At 37.8% G+C, this 20,344-nt stretch carries 18 protein-coding genes; 12 read left to right on the top strand and 6 right to left on the bottom strand.

Annotated features, from left to right (window positions below):
* The first annotated feature begins 47 nt into the window (after nucleotides 1–47).
* From fabD to pdxT, 5 genes are all read left to right on the top strand, one after another.
* On the top strand, nucleotides 48–935 hold the full coding sequence (fabD, locus tag prwr041_RS13110; protein WP_207154234.1) for an ACP S-malonyltransferase: 888 nt from the start codon (nucleotides 48–50) through the stop codon (nucleotides 933–935).
* The gene (locus tag prwr041_RS13105) at nucleotides 935–3,076 is read left to right on the top strand and encodes an alpha-amylase family glycosyl hydrolase (protein WP_207154233.1); all 2,142 of its coding nucleotides are present in this window, start codon (nucleotides 935–937) and stop codon (nucleotides 3,074–3,076) included. The genes fabD and prwr041_RS13105 overlap by 1 nt, the downstream gene beginning before the upstream one ends.
* A 100-nt stretch (nucleotides 3,077–3,176) precedes the next feature.
* Nucleotides 3,177–4,118, top strand: a complete 942-nt coding sequence (locus tag prwr041_RS13100; RefSeq protein ID WP_207154232.1) for a hydroxymethylpyrimidine/phosphomethylpyrimidine kinase — start codon at nucleotides 3,177–3,179, stop codon at nucleotides 4,116–4,118.
* Between the two features lie 5 nt (nucleotides 4,119–4,123).
* Nucleotides 4,124–4,999, top strand: a complete 876-nt coding sequence (pdxS, locus tag prwr041_RS13095; RefSeq protein WP_207154231.1) for a pyridoxal 5'-phosphate synthase lyase subunit PdxS — start codon at nucleotides 4,124–4,126, stop codon at nucleotides 4,997–4,999.
* Nucleotides 4,999–5,568 carry a pyridoxal 5'-phosphate synthase glutaminase subunit PdxT gene (gene pdxT, locus prwr041_RS13090; RefSeq protein WP_207154230.1) on the top strand — a complete coding sequence of 190 codons (570 nt, stop codon included), beginning with the start codon at nucleotides 4,999–5,001 and terminating at the stop codon, nucleotides 5,566–5,568. The genes pdxS and pdxT overlap by 1 nt, the downstream gene beginning before the upstream one ends.
* A gap of 53 nt (nucleotides 5,569–5,621) precedes the next feature.
* Here pdxT and prwr041_RS13085 read toward each other — a convergent pair whose 3' ends face one another.
* Both prwr041_RS13085 and prwr041_RS13080 read right to left on the bottom strand, forming a co-directional pair.
* Nucleotides 5,622–6,899 (bottom strand): M64 family metallopeptidase, encoded by a 1,278-nt coding sequence (locus prwr041_RS13085; RefSeq protein ID WP_207154229.1) that lies wholly within the window; start codon nucleotides 6,897–6,899, stop codon nucleotides 5,622–5,624.
* Nucleotides 6,896–7,282, bottom strand: a complete 387-nt coding sequence (locus tag prwr041_RS13080; RefSeq protein ID WP_207154228.1) for a 2-amino-4-hydroxy-6-hydroxymethyldihydropteridine diphosphokinase — start codon at nucleotides 7,280–7,282, stop codon at nucleotides 6,896–6,898. The genes prwr041_RS13085 and prwr041_RS13080 overlap by 4 nt, the downstream gene beginning before the upstream one ends.
* 89 nt (nucleotides 7,283–7,371) lie before the next feature.
* On the opposite strand from prwr041_RS13080, the gene prwr041_RS13075 reads away from it, so the two are divergent.
* The gene (locus tag prwr041_RS13075; RefSeq protein WP_207154227.1) at nucleotides 7,372–8,292 is read left to right on the top strand and encodes a glucosaminidase domain-containing protein; all 921 of its coding nucleotides are present in this window, start codon (nucleotides 7,372–7,374) and stop codon (nucleotides 8,290–8,292) included.
* A gap of 20 nt (nucleotides 8,293–8,312) precedes the next feature.
* Here prwr041_RS13075 and prwr041_RS13070 read toward each other — a convergent pair whose 3' ends face one another.
* The 4 genes from prwr041_RS13070 to recQ form a co-directional block, all read right to left on the bottom strand.
* Entirely contained in the window at nucleotides 8,313–9,056 is a 744-nt protein-coding gene (locus prwr041_RS13070; RefSeq protein ID WP_207154226.1) for a TIGR02757 family protein, read from the bottom strand.
* Nucleotides 9,057–9,130: 74 nt separating this feature from the next.
* Complete coding sequence (locus prwr041_RS13065) at nucleotides 9,131–10,612, bottom strand: tagaturonate reductase (RefSeq protein ID WP_207154225.1); 1,482 nt, start codon at nucleotides 10,610–10,612, stop codon at nucleotides 9,131–9,133.
* Between the two features lie 132 nt (nucleotides 10,613–10,744).
* Entirely contained in the window at nucleotides 10,745–11,923 is a 1,179-nt protein-coding gene (locus prwr041_RS13060; RefSeq protein WP_207154224.1) for an alkaline phosphatase family protein, read from the bottom strand.
* Between the two features lie 3 nt (nucleotides 11,924–11,926).
* A complete protein-coding gene (gene recQ / locus prwr041_RS13055; RefSeq protein ID WP_207155696.1) occupies nucleotides 11,927–13,759 on the bottom strand; it encodes a DNA helicase RecQ in 1,833 nt (610 codons plus the stop codon).
* A 128-nt stretch (nucleotides 13,760–13,887) separates the two neighbouring features.
* Between recQ and prwr041_RS13050 the strand changes: the two genes are divergently transcribed.
* The 6 genes from prwr041_RS13050 (at nucleotide 13,888) to hisS (ending at nucleotide 20,287) form a co-directional block, all read left to right on the top strand.
* Nucleotides 13,888–14,385, top strand: coding sequence for a helix-turn-helix domain-containing protein (locus tag prwr041_RS13050; RefSeq protein WP_207154223.1), 498 nt, complete (start codon nucleotides 13,888–13,890; stop codon nucleotides 14,383–14,385).
* A 107-nt stretch (nucleotides 14,386–14,492) separates the two neighbouring features.
* Nucleotides 14,493–16,427 carry a dipeptidyl-peptidase 3 family protein gene (locus prwr041_RS13045; RefSeq protein WP_207154222.1) on the top strand — a complete coding sequence of 645 codons (1,935 nt, stop codon included), beginning with the start codon at nucleotides 14,493–14,495 and terminating at the stop codon, nucleotides 16,425–16,427.
* A 3-nt stretch (nucleotides 16,428–16,430) separates the two neighbouring features.
* Nucleotides 16,431–17,054: a DNA alkylation repair protein gene (locus prwr041_RS13040; RefSeq protein ID WP_207154221.1), complete on the top strand. Its 624-nt coding sequence runs from the start codon at nucleotides 16,431–16,433 to the stop codon at nucleotides 17,052–17,054.
* A gap of 81 nt (nucleotides 17,055–17,135) precedes the next feature.
* Nucleotides 17,136–17,621: a Fur family transcriptional regulator gene (locus tag prwr041_RS13035; protein ID WP_207154220.1), complete on the top strand. Its 486-nt coding sequence runs from the start codon at nucleotides 17,136–17,138 to the stop codon at nucleotides 17,619–17,621.
* A gap of 12 nt (nucleotides 17,622–17,633) precedes the next feature.
* Nucleotides 17,634–18,911 (top strand): adenylosuccinate synthase, encoded by a 1,278-nt coding sequence (locus prwr041_RS13030; protein ID WP_207154219.1) that lies wholly within the window; start codon nucleotides 17,634–17,636, stop codon nucleotides 18,909–18,911.
* 11 nt (nucleotides 18,912–18,922) lie between these two features.
* Nucleotides 18,923–20,287: a histidine--tRNA ligase gene (gene hisS / locus prwr041_RS13025; protein ID WP_207154218.1), complete on the top strand. Its 1,365-nt coding sequence runs from the start codon at nucleotides 18,923–18,925 to the stop codon at nucleotides 20,285–20,287.
* Nucleotides 20,288–20,344 lie beyond the last annotated feature (57 nt).

Below are 20,344 nucleotides of genomic sequence, written 5' to 3'. Positions count from 1 at the left end.
TGTAATTTTGCAGAACATATATATAATTATAATTAAACTAAGAAATAATGAAAGCATTTGTATTCCCTGGTCAGGGATCTCAGTTTGTAGGTATGGGCAAAGACCTATATGATAATAATTCTCTTGCAAAGGAACTTTTTGATAAAGCTGATGAAATTCTAGGCTTTAAAATTACTGATACTATGTTTGCTGGTACTGATGAAGACCTAAAGCAAACTAATGTTACACAGCCTGCTGTATTCTTGCACAGTGTAATTTCTGCTTTGTGCATGGGCGAAGACTTTAAACCAGAAATGGTTGCAGGTCATTCACTAGGTGAATTTTCAGCTCTTGTTGCATCAGGTGCATTGAGTTTTGAAGATGGTTTAAAGCTTGTTGCAGCGCGTGCCAATGCAATGCAGAAGGCATGTGAGGCAAATCCTGGAACTATGGCTGCTATTATCGGTTTGCCAGACGAAAAAGTTGAAGAAATATGCAACGAGGTAAGCACAGAAGGTAACATCGTTGTTGCAGCAAACTATAACTGCCCAGGTCAGCTTGTTATCTCTGGTAACATGGATGCAATTAACATTGCATGCGAGAAGTTGAAGGAAGCTGGCGCAAAGCGTGCTCTCCCTCTAAAGGTTGGTGGAGCTTTCCACTCACCACTTATGCAACCAGCTAAGGACGAACTTCAGGCTGCTATCGAAGCAACAACATTCAAAGCACCAAAATGTCCTGTTTATCAGAATGTGGATGGTAAGCCTCACTCTGATTCTGAAGAAATAAAGCATAATCTTATCGCACAGTTGACAAGTTCTGTAAGATGGACTTCAAGTGTACAGGCTATGATTGCTGCCGGTGCTACTGATTTTACTGAGTGCGGTCCTGGTAAAGCTCTTCAGGGCATGATAGGACGCATCGATAAAAATGTTAGTGCGCATGGCATTGCATAATGAAGGATAAGATAATAATATATCAGGTACTTCCCAGACTTTTCGGCAATCGTAATAGAGTTCTTAAAGAATTCGGCACGATTGCCGAAAATGGTTGTGGGAAGTTTAATTATTTTGAAGAGTCTGTATTAAAGCGAATACATAATATGGGATTTAACCATATTTGGTTTACAGGTGTAATTCGCCATGCTACACAGACTGATTATTCATCATACGGTATTCCTGTTCAACATCCTGAAATAGTGAAAGGAAAGGCTGGTTCTCCTTATGCGATAACAGACTATTATGATGTAGATCCTGATTTGGCTCAGGATGTAGACAAAAGAATGTCTGAATGGGAAAATCTTATTAAGCGAACGCACAATGCAGGCATGAAAGTTATAATGGACTTTGTGCCTAATCATGTTGCACGAGAGTATAAATCGGTATGTAAGCCTTTAGGAATACGTGACCTTGGAGAAGATGACGACGTGACGATTCATTTCTCTACAAATAATAATTTCTATTATTGTGATGGTCAATTGGATTTGAGTGATATTTCTGTAGACACTAACTATGTTGAAAATCCCGCTAAAGCTACTGGAAATGATAAGTTTACATCTAAACCTTTTGTAAACGACTGGTATGAAACCATTAAACTGAATTATGGTATAAACTATTGTGACGCAGGAGGGCGCAGTTGCCATTTCAACCCAATTCCAAATACTTGGGTTAAGATGACAGATATACTATTGTTCTGGGCTTCAAAAGGCGTTGACGGTTTCAGATGTGATATGGCAGAAATGGTTCCTACTGAATTTTGGAACTATTCAATAAATATTGTAAAGAAGAAATATCCAAAAGTTATTTTCATCGGTGAGGTTTATGATACAAACCTTTATCGCACTTATATAGCTAACGGCTTTGACTATCTGTATGATAAGGTAGGAATGTATGACTGTTTAAGATCTATTGTTAGGGACGAACGCCCAGCTTCCGCTCTTACTTATGAGTGGCAGGATACTGATGATATACACGATCATATGCTTTATTTCCTTGAAAATCATGATGAACAGAGAATTGCCAGTGATTATTATGCTGGTGACGGATATATGGCTGTTCCTGCTGCTGTGGTGAGCATACTGATGCGTGGTAATCCTTTTATGCTTTATAGCGGACAGGAATTTGGTGAGAAAGGTATGGACAAGGAAGGCTTCAGTGGAAAAGATGGAAGAACATCTATCTTTGATTACTGGGCACCAGATACATTGAGCCGTGGATATTCAGATCGGCGATTGATGACGGAAACAGAAAAACAATTGGCTATATCATATAGGCATTTACTGCTTATAGCGAACAGTGAAGATGCAGTGCGTGAAGGAGATTTCTTTGATCTGATGTATGTTAATCCAAACAGACCTACATTCAATACACGACGCGAGTTTGCGTTTCTGCGCAGCAAGGATGATACTGTAATTCTAGTTGTAGCAAACTTTTCTTCACAGGAAATACTCACGGATGTTGTAATACCTTCACATGCTTTTGATTTCTGCAAAATCCCTGAAAAGAAATTTCTATTGTTTGATTTGTTTTCTGACGAAAGTATATTGGCAGATTTCAAGCGTGATGGGGTGATATCCATAAAAGTTCCTGCCTATGGTGGCAGAGTATATAAATTCAGTACGAAGATGAATAATAATGATTATATATTCAATGAGCACAACAAGGATGAATTTCCTCCTGCTCACACTGCTGAACATCTGCTTAACCAGTTGATGATTCGCATGTTTGGATGTGAAAGAAGCAGAAATGCCCACATTGAACGCAAAAAGAGTAAGATTAGCTATGTTCTGGATCATAAGCCTTCGCGTCAGGAAGAGCATGAGATAGAACGTAGGATGAATATGCTGATAGATGAAGACATTGATATCAGATATGAATATGTAGACAGGTATCATATTCCTGATGATATACAGATCGACAGATTACCAGAAGATGCATCAGAAATGCTTCGTGTTGTGAGAATTGGTGATTATGATGCATGCCCTTGTATTGGCAAGCACGTAAGGTCAACATCACAGATAGGAAGGTTTGAACTTTTAGGTACTAATTGGGATGAGATGACCCATACATTTAGGATTCGCTTTAAAGTTGTGCAATAAAGAAGTTTATACAAAATGATGTTTTCTTTGTCAAAAAGGGAACATCATTTTTTTATGTCATAATTTTTAGTTTACTTTGCAAATGTAATCATATAATTATATGGAGAAATATACTATTTTGACAATTACTGGTAGTGACAGCACAGGAGGTTCCGGTGTTCAGGCTGATATTAAAACCATATCTGCTCTTGGTGGGTATGCGCTTTCGGCTATCACTTCCATAACTGTTCAGAATACTTTGGGTATTCAGCAATTTTATGATGTTCCGGGAACAATAGTCTCTGGGCAGATAGAAGCTATTATCAATGATATCAAACTAGATGTAATCAAAGTTGGTATGATAAGGAATAACAGTACGTTGCAAGCTGTTGTTGAAGCAATAGTTAAATATGGACCAAAGTATGTAGTATATGACCCGATAGTTTATTCCAGTCTTGGAGAAAAATTGATGACTACTGAAGTTATAGAAAGTATTCGTCAGAAACTTTTGCCCTTGTGTTCGCTGATCATCATACGTCAAAAAGACTTCAATGTTGTTATAGGTGACAATAAAGAAGCTAATGTGTATTTTTTGGATGATAATGGTATGCATGGTATGGCAAATACATTCTCTAGTGCAGTCTCACTGTATCTTAGTAAAGGTTTTTCTATTGAGGATTCTATCTCTAAAGCAAAAAACTACGTTAATCAGCAACAGGTTATTACTAGTGATTTGAAAGGTAGGAGTAGTGAACTTTATAATGATTTTCTAGATTACATAGAACACTATCATACATCAAACAGTGATGTTGCATTTTATGCTGATTGCCTGAATGTAAGTAGTAGATATCTTGCGCAGGTATGTAAAAAGATAGCAGATAAATCACCAAAGACTATTATTGATGATTTTCTTATTGATAAGATTTGTGCAAAGTTAAAGACTTCTACAGATACTATACAGCAGGTTGCTTATGAATTTGGATTCTTGAGTCAGGCACATTTTGCAAAATTCTTCCGTAAGATGAAGGGAGAGTCACCTAGCGATTATAGAAAAAATATATAAAGATTATGAATGAAAAGAGACAAGAATTAAACCGCAATTTGGCACAGATGCTAAAGGGTGGTGTTATCATGGACGTTACAACTCCTGAACAGGCAAAGATAGCAGAGGCAGCTGGTGCATGTGCTGTCATGGCACTTGAAAGAATACCTGCTGATATCAGAGCAGCTGGTGGCGTATCAAGAATGAGCGATCCAAAGATGGTTAAAGGTATTCAGGAAGCTGTTTCTATTCCTGTAATGGCTAAGTGCAGAATAGGACATGTTGCTGAAGCTCAGATTCTTCAAGCAATAGAAATTGATTATATTGATGAGAGTGAAGTTCTTTCACCTGCAGATAATGTATATCATATAGATAAAACTAAGTTTGATGTACCATTTGTTTGTGGAGCAAAGAACTTAGGCGAAGCTCTAAGACGTATTTCAGAAGGCGCCACAATGATAAGAACTAAAGGTGAACCAGGAACAGGTGATGTAGTTCAGGCTGTGACACACATGCGTCAAATCCAGAAAGAAATGCGTAATCTCACAGCTACTAGCGAAGATGAACTGTTTGAGGCTGCAAAGCAATTACAGGTGCCTTACGAACTAGTTAAGTTTGTTCATGACAACGGCAAGCTGCCTGTTGTGAATTTTGCTGCTGGTGGTGTTGCAACTCCTGCTGATGCTGCGCTAATGATGCAGCTTGGTGCTGAAGGAGTGTTTGTCGGAAGTGGAATCTTTAAGAGTGGTAACCCTGCAAAGCGTGCCGCTGCAATTGTTAAGGCTGTAACCAACTTCAACGATCCAAAGATGTTGGCAGAATTAAGCTGTGACTTAGGTGAAGCAATGGTTGGTATAAATGAACAGGAAATAAAACTCCTGATGGCAGAACGCGGTAAATAATGAAAATAGGTGTTCTTGCATTACAAGGAGCTTTTATTGAGCATGAACGCATCTTGAACAAGATCGGTGTAGATAGCTTTGAAATCCGTAATATAAAGGACTGGTCACGTGAAAAGGACGGACTGATTATTCCCGGAGGTGAAAGCACTACACAGTTTAAGTTGCTTAATGAACTAGAACTTCTAGAACCGATAAAGAATGATATAGAGAGTGGACTGCCAGTATTTGGAACATGTGCCGGTCTTATATTATTAGCTAAGACGGTTGAAAATGAAGACTTTGACAGGATTTCAACAATGGATATTAATGTCTGCAGAAATGCGTATGGTAGACAGCTTGGAAGTTTTTATACTGAAGATATGTTTGCCGGCAATAAGATTCCGATGACTTTTATTCGGGCACCATATATAAAAGGTGTAGACAAAGATGTAGAAGTATTGTCAAATGTTGGTAATCACATTGTTGCAGCCAGAGAGAAAAACCAATTGGTTACGTCTTTTCATCCAGAATTAAATGAATCGACATTTGTTCATGAGTATTTCATAAACATGGTCGCAAACAAGAAATAACAATAAAAAAAGTCTGCCGTAATATATTTTACGGCAGACTTTTTATCTTATATTTATTTCTCTGTATAGAAATTAATAATTCTGGTAATTGCACGGCGGCAAACAGGGCAGAATTCTGGATATTCATTTGTTCTCATTCTACAGTCGAACATTGGACGATACACACCTTTCACTGCATATCCACCACCTTCAAATACTCCTACCTGCTTTTTAGTCTTTTCGTTTACAGGTGTTGGAATCTTTGTTTTATGTGAAATCATGTCTTCCCATTTTCCATGAAAATCAGCTAGGGTAGTGAGGTTCTGTTCCCACGGTTCTACATCCTTAGGGTACATGGGAATAAGTTCAAAATCATATCCATATTCATCACCAAGTCCAGCAAAGCTATGTCCGAATTCATGTACTACAACTGGTTTAGTGCGTGGATTGTGAGCGGTGGTAAGATTATATGAATTAAGAACGCCGCCACCACCGTAACGTGAAGAGTTTACGAGTACAATAATGTGCTCGTAAGGAATTCCTGCGAGCCAATCATGCAGGTCTTCAAGATTTAGTGTAGTCAAATATCTTTCACTGTAAAATGTATCAAAATGACTGCTAAGTGCGGTCTTCTTCCATATTCCTTTACCAGGTTCACTAGTACCGCTTTCTATAGAAGGAGATTCAACAGCAACGATGCTGAATTTCGACTTTAGACTTTTAAATGGTTCGTAATAGAATAATGATTCTACCGCTTTATTCACATCATCTACAAATGTATTCATTTCGCTATCTTTGTAACCTTCAGCTACATAAGCGATGTGAATACAATTTGATGTATCTTCAGGTTGCAGAATATTTATAAATTTTGTGCGATCCTTAAATCCTATTTTTCGTATTAATATATCTGTCGGAACTACCTGATGCGTGAAGGTTGTCATAATATCGCGTCTGTTGTTTCTTAAATCAACAGTTATATCAACCGTATCTTTCGGCATCGGTACGATGAAAACATTTTGAAAACTTTTACTTGTAGTCTTTGCTTCATCGTAAGAAAGCCATTCCTGAAATAAAGTTGAGAAAGAGTTCTTGTATATCGTTTTATGTGATTTATGATCACGCACGGTAATCTGTCCGTTACCTTCAACTGGAATTTCAGAAAGTTTGTTTCGTTTTCCATACCAACGCGGAGAACAGTTTAGCTTGTCAATGCTAATGTGCTGTTGTTTTGCGTCTCCAGAGAAGATATAGTCTATACGCAATGTACTGTCATTGAAGTATTCATTAAATTTCTGTGAATATGAATGAATACAAAAAGCAAATGCAAAAAGCAATAATATATATTTTTTCATTTTATATTGATATGAAGTTCTTTAAGTAATTGTATTATATATGGTCTTTTCCAGTCATCATTGTGCATGATAGTGTCACCATACTTTAATATGTCGACATCCATAATAACTTTACCGCATTTGCGCTTTTCAATAGTATTGCCACATAGATCTTCAATATCCTTAAGAGAGGATAATACAGAATTTAAATCAAATGATGTTTCGGCAATAGCGATACAGTTTATGAATTTTTCAGACTTTATATTAATAGGATCAGTCCATATTTCAGATGAAAATTCAGTCGTCTCAAAAATAGACGAAAGCTGTTGTTTTGCCTTTGCAATATTTATCTGTGGCTCAAAGTTAGACCCAAAAGCTATTATTAATTTTGTTTTGTCAAACATAAAGCAAAATTACTAATAATTATTAAAGCTGCCGTTTTTTTTTGTATTTTTTATGATATTTCGTAATTTTGTAAAATATACATATTATTATGAGGAAAATAAACGTTTTGTTGCTAATTCTTTTCATCTCTTCCATAAATGGTATGGCGCAGATGAAGTGGAATTCAGCATATCAGTCATATATAAACCAATATAAGGATCTTGCAATAGAGGAAATGCTGAAGTATAATATTCCAGCAAGTATAACTCTGGCGCAGGGTGTATTTGAGAGTTCTGCTGGAAGAAGTTCTTTGACAGTAAATGGCAACAATCATTTTGGTATTAAATGTCATGATTGGTTAGGGGCTTCTGTTTATACTGATGATGATGCTGTGAATGAGTGTTTCCGTGCTTATGACAATGCTTTGCAGAGTTATGAAGATCATAGCAAGTTTCTCAAAAATAATGTTAGATATAGTCGTCTGTTCTCATTAGACAGAACTGATTATCGTGGATGGGCTTATGGACTAAAGGCATGCGGCTATGCAACAAATCCGCAATATGCACCAAAACTTATTGGTATAATTGAACTCTATAAATTATATCAATATGATACAGCCAGTTCTTATGACAAGTTTATGGCGAAACATGGTGTAGAAAGTTCTCATGCTCGTAGCGGTATGATTCTTCATCCTATATATATATACAACAAAAACTATTATATTAAGGCACGCAAGGGTGATACCTTCAAGAGTATAGGCAAAGAGATTGATATTTCATACAGAAAGATTGCTAGATATAATGAACGAAATAAGCGCGATATACTTCAGGAAGGAGAGGTTATTTATCTTAAGAAAAAGCGCTCTAAAGCTGATAAGGCATATAAGAGACGTCCACATATTGTTAGACCTGGAGAAAGTATGTATAGCATAGCTCAGTTCTATGGCATGAAGCTAAAGAGCCTATACAAGAAAAATGATCTTACACCTGATTATCAAATCAGAGTGGGGGATTCTCTTAGAGTTTATTAATTTATATCGGGGTAAGCCTTTTAATGGTTTACTCCATATCCGAATAGCGCAAAGTCGCCTTTCAACGGATCTTCTGGGAAAATATCAAGCATAAGGTTTGTAAGTTTCTGTGCAGACTTCATGCTTGCGCTTTTGCCAGTCATCAGTCCAAGTCTAACGGCTTCCTGAATCACGTGCACATCCATTGGCATAATGAGCGTGCGTTTGTCAACGATGTCACTCCACAAGCCTAAGTCAACAGGTGATGAATTTCTCACCATCCAGCGCAAGAACATGCATAATCGCTTGCAACTTGATTTTGTGTCTTTAGGGATAACGTGTGATACTTCATTATTATTAAAGTATTTTGTAAACGCTTCTATAAGTGTAAACGCATTGTTATCTTTTGTGTTACTTACGGCAAACTGACGTAATGATCCATATTCTTCAAGCAGACCTTTTATGCGTCTGATAAAATTATTGATGATTTTGTTTGTATATAAGCGATAATAACAATTGTTTTTATCGGGGATATCTTTACAGAAATCATTGGAAAGTATCCATTTTTCTACATCACCATCTGAACAATCAATGATATACTGAATCTTTGGAAAGAATAACTCTCTTCTACCATAACTTAGTCCGGCTGCAATAAAGCTTATAAGTTCTTGATTGCGTTCGCCTTGTACTTTGTGCATGAATATTGAAGGGTCTTCAAATAAGAACGTTTCTGTTTCGTATCGTTCTGCATATTCTTTCAAAGACTGTATAATGAATTGGTCCATAAGTTTTGTTTATGCCATTATATGATAAAAAGCAATTAGGTGAAAAAATCTTTTCACCTAATTGCTTTTTATTTTTAAAGAATAGTCTTAACTGCTTCAAGCATTCCTTTTTCCTGAATCAGGTCAAGATCTTTCTTTACTAGTTCTGCAAGTCCTGGAACCGTCTTGTTCAGGTCTTCATGCCAAACATAATCGAATGCAAGAACACCTTCTGCGATCTTCTTCGTATCGTTTGTAGCCCAAAGTTCTGCTAACTTATCCATTATCTTTTGATCGTCGTTAGGAACGATTGGAGTTCCGTCTGCACGCTTGCCACCCTTATAATAAGTGATGATAGCTGCAAGTCCGAATACAAGTCCCTGTGGAAGTTCTCCCTTACGCTGCAAGTAAATCTTTACTCCTGGAAGGTCACGAGTCTCAAACTTAGGGAATGAGTTGAGCATGATACTTGTTACTTGATGGTCTACAAATGGATTCTCAAATCTTTCAAGTACATCGCCTGCGAACTTCTGAAGTTCATCCATTGGGAGGTCAAGAGTCTGCATTAGTTCATCAAACTGAACCTTATGTATATACTTGCCCAATACAGGATGCTCGCAAGCATCACGTACAATGTTTACTCCGCTTAGGAATGTAACAGGAGACAATACAGTGTGAGGACCATTAAGCAATGTAACCTTACGAGCGTGATATGGCTTCTCGTCATCAGTGATAAGAACGTGAAGCCCGGCTTTGTCAGCTGGGAATTCATTCTTTAACTGTTCTACAGTCATATTCTCTGCTTTCTCGATTACCCACAAGTGGAAGCTCTCTGCCTTAACAACGAGATTATCCTTGTAAGATATCTTCTGCTGTATCTCATTGATGGTGTCGCGTGGGAATCCAGGAACGATACGGTCTACAAGAGTTGCACAAACATAGTTATATTTTTCAAACCAAGCCTTGAAGTCAGCGTAATCAGCACCAAGATCTTCTTTCCAAAGTTCAATATACTTTTCAATGCATTCCTTCAAGTGATGACCGTTAAGGAATATAAGTTCACAAGGCATTAAAATCAATCCCTTTGTAGGATCGCCGTTGAAAGTCTTATAGCGATGATATAGCAATTGAACCAATTTGCCAGGATAGCTTGATGCAGGAGCGTCTGTGAATTTGCATGTGTCATCATAAGCAATACCAGCCTCAGTAGTATTTGAGATAACAAAGCGAATTTCTGGCTGCTCGGCAAGAGCCATGAAAGCTTGATTCTGAGTGTAAGGGTTTAGTGCTCTGCTGATAACGTCAATGCGCTCGAGAGTGTTTACCGGCTGTCCGTTTTCCTTACCTTGAAGATTAACGTGATAAAGGCAATCCTGTCCGTTGAGCCAGTCTACCATACCTCTTTCGATAGGTTGAACAACAACAACGCTACCATTGAAGTCTGTTTTCTGGTTGGTATTCCAAATAATCCAATCTACAAATGCACGCAAAAAGTTGCCTTCGCCAAACTGAATGATTTTCTCAGGCATTACGCTCTTAGGAGCGGTACGCTTGTTCAAAGCTTTTAATTCTTTCATGATTAGTTTCCTATTTATTTTGTTTTTATTTTACTCATTTTTAATTGTGTTGCAAAGATAACAAATAAACCTTTACGATAGTCTTTATTTTTATAAAAAACATGCGTAAAGGTTTACGTAATTCAGTAGTTCCTAATTTTTCAATATACTTTTTATTTCTTCAAGATTTCCGTCATTCTTTGCTGGAGATATTTTCAGTAGATGGCATAACAAATCATATATGTCAACATTGCGGAAATGTGGAATTTCTGTTTTCTTGAAATCTGGTCCCATTGCACGGAACAAAGCATGCATGTCACTATATTCCGGATCATATCCGTGCATACCTCCCGTAGTAACCTTTTGGTCGTATACGAGCCAACCTTCATCAGGTGATACAACAACGTCACCAATGTTCTTGTTGCTGTCATAGTGCAGATAAGCTGGTATTTCATTTCTGCGCCAAACTCGCTGATGTGGAATATCCTTTAATGCGTTGTACACAGAATCAATATATTGTTTCTTGCAGTATATCTGTGCTGGCAGGTTTCCTTCAATGCGCTCAAACCAATATGGTTTTAGATATTTGCGGCATTCAATTTTTCTCTCCGGAGTCACAAGAGTCATTCCGTGATCAGACACCACAATAAGGTTTACGCTGTCTTTGCGTGGACCGTTCTGTACATTGTCCCAAAGTTCTTGAAGCATTCCATCCATATTGCGTAGTGCATTCTTTGTCTTTGGATCCTGTGGTCCGAATTCGTGTCCGCTATGGTCTGGCTCCTCAAAGTAAACCATGATCAAATCAGGTGCCTGTTTACTGTTAATAGCCTGTGATGCGAGGGTTATTCTTTCAGATACAGAAAGATGATTGGTGTCATAGTTGAAAAAAACGTCAGGATATCCATCTTTAAGTTTCACATCAGAGCCAGGCCAATGATATGTATATACTTTTTTACCTTGCTTCTTTGCCGTAATCCATACAGGTTCACCCTTATAGTATTTGCTATCAGTCTTTGTTTTAGGGTTGCTTAGAGAGAAAACTTCTCCGTCTTTTCTATTTACAAATGAATTGGCAATAATTCCATGATGGTCAGGATATAATCCTGTAGCCAGCGTATAATGATTCGGAAATGTCTTTGACGGATATGATGGTATGAGTCCTGATTTTACGCCTTTTTCTGCTATATAATTAATAAAAGGTGTGTCGTAGAATTCAGGATAGTCCCATCTACAACCATCTAAAGATACTATAATGGTGTAGAAATTTTTACGGGCCAACGACGGTATTGTAAAAATAACGATAAAAAACAGTGTAAGAATTTTTTTCATATTTTATTTTTTGTTATTGATTTTGTCTATAAAAACTTTTCCGTATTTAATTTTCTTGTATTCACCAATACCTGGTATGTTGCCGAAATCCTCGATACTCTTAGGCTTTATGGTCGCTATTGCATGTAACACTTTGTCAGACATGACAATATAAGCTGGAAATCCTTGTGAGTCGGCTAGCGTTTTTCTCACTTTTTTCAAACTCTCATATAGCTGAATATCTTCTGGTTCAACAGTGTCAACTTTGTTTATTAAAGAAACGTGAAGTTCTGGAATCTTATTGCGTCTTGTTGTTGATTTTGTAATTTGCGATTTTGTCGTTTCTTGTTGAGGTATAATTAGCGAAGCCTTTTCTCTTCCATACAAGATGTCTTTTCCTAAAGTGGTGATTTTCACCTTGTTATGGTCGTTATAAGCAATCTCAATGAATCCCATTTGTAACATCTGTAAAAGGAAATCCTGCCATGTAGAAACACTTAAGTCTTTCCCCACACCGTAAGTTTTAATCGCATTGTAACCATTACGCAATACACTTGTAGTGTTCATTCCTCTTAAAATCTCCACGATTGTACCTATGTGTATCTGTTCGTTGGTTCTCACTATTGCACTAAGTGCCTTTTGAACGGTAGTAGTGCCGTCAAACTTCTTCGGTGGATGACTGCAAACATCACAATTATTACAATCGTGATCGGCAGGTTCTCCAAAATAGTTTAGTAGAATTCTACGTCTGCAAACTTGGCTTTCTGCATATTCCTGCATACGGGTTAGCTTTTCCTCGTTTATGCGTTGTTGGCCGCTATCATGGGCAAACTTTCTAAGAGTTATTATGTCAGCCATGCTGTAGAATAGAATCGTTTCTGCTGGTGCTCCATCTCTTCCTGCACGACCAATTTCCTGGTAAAAGCTCTCAATAGATTTCGGCAGGTTATAGTGTATAACCCATCTCACGTTACTTTTATCAATGCCCATACCAAAAGCAACTGTTGCGCAAATAACTTGAATTTGATCCATTTTAAACAGATTCTGTATTCTGCTTCGCTCATCATTGCTTAGTCCGGCGTGGTATGGCTGCGCTTCAATACCCATCTTCTGTAAGTCTGTTGCAAGACTTTCTGTCGTCTTTCTTGCCATACAGTATATGATTCCTGCTTGGTTTGAGTTCCCTGTTATAAAAGACTCTATATAGTTAAGTTTCTGTCTTTTGTTAAAGTTTCGCTTTACGTCAAGAGATAGGTTAGGTCTGTCAAAACTACTGATAAAAATATCTTTATCAGTAACTCTTAAGTTTAGTTGCTTAACAATATCAAGTCTGGTTATTTTGTCGGCGGTAGCTGTGAGTGCCATAACTGGCACGTTGGGAAATTTCTCATGTAATATTCCAAGTTGGTTGTATTCCGGTCTGAAATCATGTCCCCACTGACTTATGCAATGCGCCTCATCAATTGCAAAAAGACTTATTTCTATGTTTGCAAAAAGATATGGAATTTCTGATATAAGACGTTCGGGCGAAACATAAATTAACTTGAGATCACCACTTATGCATCTTCGCCTAATAATAACGTCTTCACTATCATCATTTCCGCTATTCAGGGCTTCTGCCGGAATACCGTTTGCCTTGAGAGCCTCAACTTGGTCATGCATCAAACTTATGAGTGGTGAAACCACAATGGCGGTACCTTTCATTGCCAACGCAGGAACTTGATAACATAAACTCTTACCACCTCCTGTAGGCATCAAAACAACGGTGTCCTTACCCGAAATTATATTATTTATTATCTCTAGTTGATTTGGTCTAAAAAAATCATACCCGAAATACTTCTTTAAGATGTCCTTAATACCCATAAATGTTAAAATTTCAACAAAGATAATGCTTTTTTTGTAAAAAAGTTGCACTAAAACTTGATTTATTAATTATTTATATTTAAATTTGCAACAAATAAGGGAGGTAATTAATCTAAATAATTATGGCAAAATATAACATTACCGAGAAAAAGGAGAAAGAGGCTGCTTATCGCACGCTTGTTAGCCCCGGGCTCATGGATGAGTTTAAAGAGAAAATTCTTGATATTATTCTGATTCAGAAGAAATACAAGGATAAAGAATACTCTGCCAAGAAACTGGCAGAGGAGTTGGGAACAAATACTCGCTACATCTCTGCGGTTGTAAATGTGAGATTTCACATGAACTATACATCTTTTGTCAATAAGTATAGAATAGAAGAAGCTATGACATTGCTCGTTGATAGAAGATTCAAAGATTTGAACATGGAAGATATTTCAGATATGGTCGGCTTTTCAAACAGACAATCTTTCTATGCATCATTTTTCAAATTGAATGGGTGCACTCCAAGAGACTATAAGCTGCGCCATCTAAAACAGCATCCTACTTTGTTGGAAGAACCTAAAAAACGTGGACGTAAGCCAGGTTCTAAGAATAAAGCAAAGTCTTCCGTAGAAGATTAATGAGAAGAATACAATAAAATAATGAGTCCGCAGGTAAGGGTTAATAACTTTTCCTGCGGACTCTTTTGAGTTAATAACGATTACAATTAAAATAGGTGGTTGATAAAATGAATTATAATGATGAAAGATTTGCAGATTTGCAAATGTTGAGATATAAGCTTTCAGGATTTGAAGATTTATCATTAAAACAAAAAATATATATATACTATCTTTCCAAAGCAACTCTTGCCGGACGTGATATAACTTTCCAACAATTCGGAAAATATAACTTGAAAATAAGAAAAGTTCTTGAGTCTATATATATCAATTATGCTGGCAGCAGAGATGATGAAGAGTTCAAGTCTCTTGTTGTGTATTTGAAGCGTGTATGGTTTTCTAGTGGAATTCATCATCACTATGGATGTAATAAATTCGTTCCAGAGTTTACTCGTGACTTTTTTGTTAATGCTTTCAATACTCTTTCTGATTCACAGTTAGGCATAAATTCAGACGAAGACAGAGATTCTCTTCTTAAAGATATTCTGCCAGCTATCTTTGATGCAGATTTCATGTCTAAAAGAGTTAATCAGGCAGATGGTGCTGATTTGATAGAAACATCTGCTTGCAATTATTATGAGGGAGTTAATCAAAACGAAGTTGAACAGTTCTATGCTAAGTTGAAGGATTCAGATGATAAGCATCCTATATCTTATGGACTTAACACAAAGTTAGTGAAACAGAATGGAGAGATTAAAGAATTAGTTTGCAAAGCTGATTCTTTGTATGGTGACAAGATATGCAATATAATTCATTGGCTTGGCAAGGCTTCTGAATATGTAGAGAACGATCAGCAGAAAAAGGTTATATCTACGCTCATAAAATATTATAAAACAGGAGATTTAAGAATATTCGATGAATATTCTATTGAATGGTTGAAGGAGCAAGATGGCATGGTCGATTTTATCAATGGTTTTATTGAGGTGTATGGTGATCCGCTCGGTTTGAAGGGCTCTTGGGAAGGTATCGTAGAATATAAAAATATAGAGGCAACAAAGCGCACTAAGACCATTAGTGATAATGCTCAGTGGTTTGAGGATCATTCTCCTGTAGCACTAGAATTCCGCAAACCAAAGGTAAAGGGTGTTACAGCAAACGTTATTTGTGCAGCAATGCTTGGCGGTGATGAATATCCAGCTTCGGCTATAGGCATCAATCTTCCTAATGCTGACTGGATAAGGGCTGAGCATGGTTCAAAAAGTATTACTATCTGTAATCTTACTGAGGCATATAGCAAGGCCGCTCATGGAAATGGTTTCATGTCTGAGTTTGTTATAGATCAGGCTACAAACGATTTGATCGAGAAATATGGTGATATATGTGATGACTTACATACTGATCTTCATGAATGTCTTGGACATGGTAGCGGAAGATTACGTCAAGGTACAGATCCTGATGCGCTAAAGGCTTATGGAAATACGATAGAAGAGGCTAGGGCAGACTTATTCGGGCTTTATTATATTGCTGATGATAAATTGATAGAGCTTGAACTTGTACCAAATAAAGAGGCTTATAAGAGCCAGTACTATACTTATATGCAGAATGGACTGCTTACTCAGTCGGTACGTATTAGTCTAGGTTCTGATATCGAAGAGGCTCACATGAGAAATCGTGCGCTGATAGCAAACTGGGCACTTGATATGGATAAGGATAATAGCGTTGTTAGCATTGTGGAGCGTGACGGTAAACATTATGTTGAAGTCAAAGACTATGAAGCTTTGAGAAATATCTTTGCTCAGGAACTTCATGAGATTCAGAGAATAAAGAGTGAAGGCGATTTCGATGCAGCAAAGAGTCTTGTGGAGAAATATGGTATTAAACTCAATCCTGATCTACATCGTGAAGTGCTGGATAGATATGCGTCACTAAATATTGCTCCATACAAGGGATTCATTAATCCGTGGATGAAGCCACAATATGATGCTGATGGAAATATAAAGGATATTGTCTTAGACTACACAGAGACCTATTCACACCAGATGCTCAGGTATTCTGGGGAATATTAATAAATGAACTCAATTAATATGGAAACAAACGATAAATTAAAGAATATAAAGCAGAGTTTCAGACTTGTAATGAATGGACCTGCATCACAGTCAATGCGTGAGAAAGGGCTAAACTACAAGATAAATTGGGGCGTTCCTTTCACAACTTTGCGTGACATGGCAGCAGAGTATGGCAAAGACTACGATTTGGCAATAGCGCTGTTTAAGGAGAATATCAGAGAATGTAAGATCCTTGCTACGATGATAATGCCAGTTGATAAGTTTGAAGCAGACTTGGCTGATTTATGGATGGAGCAGACCGACAATCAGGAACTAGCAGAGATGTTAGCATTTAATCTGTTGCAACATACACCTTATGCGCCAGCTGTAGCCTATAAATGGATTGCGTTAGACAACAATGTTTATCAAATATGTGGTTACAGTATTCTTTCACGTCTTTTCATGAATGGTCAGGAACCTAATGACAGAGGAATGGATGAATATCTTGATCAGGTAGCTGTTGCTCTGCGAGCAGAAAATACTGGTTTGAAGCATACTGCACTCAATAGTGTAATGAGATTTGTGGAATTGGGAGATACATTTGAAAAAGCAGCACGTGTCACGTTAAAGGGCATTGTAGAAATTTAAATTCAAAAAAGTGTTGTTATATTCTTCATTTTGATTTAAAATTCGTAATTTTGTGCGTCTTTAAGTTACTAAAGTGTTTTAATGGAAAAAGAGGTAATACAAGCAGTTCATGAAATTCTAGATAAATATCTAGAAACAAACAAGCACCGCAAGACTCCGGAACGATATGCTGTTCTCGACGCTGTGTTTGCTATGAAAGGACGCTTTTCCATTGAAAGTCTCAGTGAACAATTATTAAAAAAGAACTTCAGAGTTAGCAGAGCCACCTTATACAATACGCTAAAGCTGTTTTTAAAACTAAGGCTCGTCGTTAGACATCATCTTCCTGAAGGTATAAAGTATGAAGCTTCATACATAGACAGCGGACACATACATTTGGTATGCAACGTATGCGGAAAGGTAACAGAGATCATTTCACCCGAAATCAAACAGGCAATAGACGAAACTAAATATGGACGATTTCATAAAGACAGTTTCATGCTTTATGTTAACGGTGTGTGCAGTAAATGTCAATCAAAGCTTGCAAGACTGAAAACTCGAAAGTCGGATAAGTCTAAAAAGCAATAATCTACAAATAAAATGAACACAACAGGAAAAGTTGATGTCCTGCTCGGTCTCCAGTGGGGCGATGAAGGTAAAGGTAAGGTAGTTGACGTCTTAACGCCAAACTATGATGTAGTGGCACGTTTTCAGGGTGGTCCTAATGCTGGTCATACACTTGAATTCGAAGGAGAGAAATATGTTCTCCGTTCTATCCCTTCTGGAATCTTCCAGGGTGGTAAAGTGAATATCATCGGTAACGGTGTAGTCTTGGCTCCTGATTTGTTTATGGATGAAGCCGTAGACTTGGAAAAGAGCGGGCATCCATTGAAAGATCGTCTGCACATTTCTAAGAAGGCTCATCTTATCATGCCTACACATCGTATTCTTGATCGTGCTTACGAGGCTGCCAAGGGTAAGAATAAGGTTGGCACAACCGGTAAAGGAATTGGTCCTACATATACCGACAAGGTAAGTCGTAATGGACTCCGTGTAGGTGATGTTCTTGACAACTTCGAAGAGAAATATGCAGCTCATAAAGAGCGCCACATGAAAATGCTTAAGGCTCTTGGATGGAACGATTTTGAAGGATTTGAGGAAGTTGAGAAGAAGTGGATGCAGGGCATAGAGTATATGCGTCAGTTCCAATTCGTAGATTCAGAGCATGAAATCAACAATATATTGCGTTCTGGCAAGAACATCCTTTGCGAAGGTGCTCAGGGCACAATGCTTGATGTTGACTTTGGTTCTTATCCTTTTGTAACATCATCAAATACCATTTGTGCAGGTGCTTGCATCGGTCTTGGCATCGGTCCTAATAGAATTGGCGATGTTTATGGTATCATGAAGGCTTATTGCACACGTGTTGGTGCAGGACCATTCCCAACAGAACTTTTTGACGAGACAGGCAAGACTATCCGTGACCTTGGTCATGAGTATGGTGCTGTTACTGGTCGTGAGCGTCGTTGTGGTTGGGTTGACTTGATTCAGCTACGCTATTCAATCATGATCAATGGTGTAACAAAGCTTATTCTTATGAAGAGCGATGTTCTTGATACTTTCGATACGATCAAGGCATGCGTTGGTTACAAGTTGCCTGACGGTACAGTAACAGAAGAATTACCATACGAGATTGATGCTGTTACACCTGTATACAAGGAACTTCCAGGTTGGAAGACAGATATGACTAAGTTTACTGATAAGAAGCAATTCCCAGAAGCATTCGCTAATTATATCAAGTTCCTTGCAGAATTCCTCGAAACTCCTATCAAGGTAGTTTCAATAGGTCCTGACAGAGATCAGACAATTGTATTATAAATAAATATTATATGGCACAGAAACCTTCCATTCCAAAGGGAACCCGTGACTTCGGGCCTATGGAAATGGCTAAGAGAAATTATATTTTTAATACCATAAAGGACGTTTACGCCCTTTATGGTTTTCAGCAGATAGAAACACCGGCAATGGAAACTCTCCAAACTCTTATGGGAAAATATGGAGAAGAGGGTGACAAGTTGCTTTTCAAGGTGCTTAATTCAGGTGACTTCATGAATAAGGTATCAGATGATGAATTGCACGAGAGAAATTCACTTCATCTGGCAGCAAAACTTTGTGAAAAGGGATTGCGCTACGACTTGACTGTTCCTTTCGCACGTTATGTGGTTATGCATCGTGAAGAATTGCAACTACCTTTCAAGCGTTATCAGATTCAGCCAGTATGGCGTGCTGATCGTCCTCAGAAGGGCAGATATCGTGAATTCTATCAGTGTGATGCTGATGTTGTAGGTTCAGATTCTCTTCTTAATGAGGTTGAATTGATGCAGATTGTTGATACTGTATTTACTAAATTCGGCGTAAGAGTTCAGATAAAGATCAACAACCGCAAGATCCTTACAGGTATAGCTGAAATCATCGGTGAGGCTGACAAGATAGTTGATATCACTGTAGCCATAGACAAGTTGGATAAGATTGGACTTGAGAGTGTAAATGCTGAACTTAAAGAGGATGGCATTCCTGACGAAGCAATTGAGAAGTTGCAGCCTATAATTTCTTTGAGTGGCTCTAATAGTGAGAAGCTTGATGTTATAGGTAAGATTCTTGCTGATTCTGAGATCGGAGTCAAAGGTGTTGAGGAAACTCGTTTCATTCTTGATGCATTAGAGAAGACTGGCCTTGATAATGAAATCGAGTTGGATCTTACTCTTGCCCGTGGTTTGAATTACTATACTGGTGCCATTTTCGAGGTTAAAGCTCTTGATACTCCTATGGGAAGTATCACTGGTGGTGGGCGATATGACAACCTTACTGGTATATTCGGTATGCCAGGACTTAGCGGTGTAGGTATTTCTTTCGGCGCAGACAGAATATATGATGTCTTGAACGAACTTGACTTATATCCTAAGGAAGCAGTAAACTCAACCCAACTTCTTTTCATTAACTTTGGTGAAAAGGAAACAGCATATTGTCTGCCTTCTGTAACAAAGGCTCGTAAGGCTGGTATCAGAACAGAGATGTATCCTGATAGCGCAAAGATGAAGAAGCAGATGGGCTATGCAAATGCGAAGAATATTCCTTTTGTTGCGCTTGCTGGTGAGAATGAAATCAATGAGGGTAAATTAACTCTTAAGAACATGGCGACAGGAGAGCAGACTATGGTTACTCCTGATGAACTTATCGCTATTGTAACTAAATAATTTGATTACATAAAATAATGGGTAGTGGATTCTTTTCGCTACCCATACTTTTTAAAC

The organism is Prevotella herbatica (assembly GCF_017347605.1).
GTDB lineage: Bacteria > Bacteroidota > Bacteroidia > Bacteroidales > Bacteroidaceae > Prevotella > Prevotella herbatica.
The sequence above is the reverse complement of the archived record's forward strand: the minus strand, read 5'-3'. Positions and strand labels throughout refer to the sequence as shown.

What these genes read in the sequence shown, in the direction of transcription:
- fabD (WP_207154234.1), top strand. Translation starts at nt 48, where the DNA reads ATGAAAGCATTTGTATTCCCTGGTCAGGGATCTCAGTTTGTAGGTATG.
- prwr041_RS13105 (WP_207154233.1), top strand. Translation starts at nt 935, where the DNA reads ATGAAGGATAAGATAATAATATATCAGGTACTTCCCAGACTTTTCGGC.
- prwr041_RS13100 (WP_207154232.1), top strand. Translation starts at nt 3,177, where the DNA reads ATGGAGAAATATACTATTTTGACAATTACTGGTAGTGACAGCACAGGA.
- pdxS (WP_207154231.1), top strand. Translation starts at nt 4,124, where the DNA reads ATGAATGAAAAGAGACAAGAATTAAACCGCAATTTGGCACAGATGCTA.
- pdxT (WP_207154230.1), top strand. Translation starts at nt 4,999, where the DNA reads ATGAAAATAGGTGTTCTTGCATTACAAGGAGCTTTTATTGAGCATGAA.
- prwr041_RS13085 (WP_207154229.1), bottom strand. Translation starts at nt 6,899, where the DNA reads ATGAAAAAATATATATTATTGCTTTTTGCATTTGCTTTTTGTATTCAT.
- prwr041_RS13080 (WP_207154228.1), bottom strand. Translation starts at nt 7,282, where the DNA reads ATGTTTGACAAAACAAAATTAATAATAGCTTTTGGGTCTAACTTTGAG.
- prwr041_RS13075 (WP_207154227.1), top strand. Translation starts at nt 7,372, where the DNA reads ATGAGGAAAATAAACGTTTTGTTGCTAATTCTTTTCATCTCTTCCATA.
- prwr041_RS13070 (WP_207154226.1), bottom strand. Translation starts at nt 9,056, where the DNA reads ATGGACCAATTCATTATACAGTCTTTGAAAGAATATGCAGAACGATAC.
- prwr041_RS13065 (WP_207154225.1), bottom strand. Translation starts at nt 10,612, where the DNA reads ATGAAAGAATTAAAAGCTTTGAACAAGCGTACCGCTCCTAAGAGCGTA.
- prwr041_RS13060 (WP_207154224.1), bottom strand. Translation starts at nt 11,923, where the DNA reads ATGAAAAAAATTCTTACACTGTTTTTTATCGTTATTTTTACAATACCG.
- prwr041_RS13050 (WP_207154223.1), top strand. Translation starts at nt 13,888, where the DNA reads ATGGCAAAATATAACATTACCGAGAAAAAGGAGAAAGAGGCTGCTTAT.
- prwr041_RS13045 (WP_207154222.1), top strand. Translation starts at nt 14,493, where the DNA reads ATGAATTATAATGATGAAAGATTTGCAGATTTGCAAATGTTGAGATAT.
- prwr041_RS13040 (WP_207154221.1), top strand. Translation starts at nt 16,431, where the DNA reads ATGAACTCAATTAATATGGAAACAAACGATAAATTAAAGAATATAAAG.
- prwr041_RS13035 (WP_207154220.1), top strand. Translation starts at nt 17,136, where the DNA reads ATGGAAAAAGAGGTAATACAAGCAGTTCATGAAATTCTAGATAAATAT.
- prwr041_RS13030 (WP_207154219.1), top strand. Translation starts at nt 17,634, where the DNA reads ATGAACACAACAGGAAAAGTTGATGTCCTGCTCGGTCTCCAGTGGGGC.
- hisS (WP_207154218.1), top strand. Translation starts at nt 18,923, where the DNA reads ATGGCACAGAAACCTTCCATTCCAAAGGGAACCCGTGACTTCGGGCCT.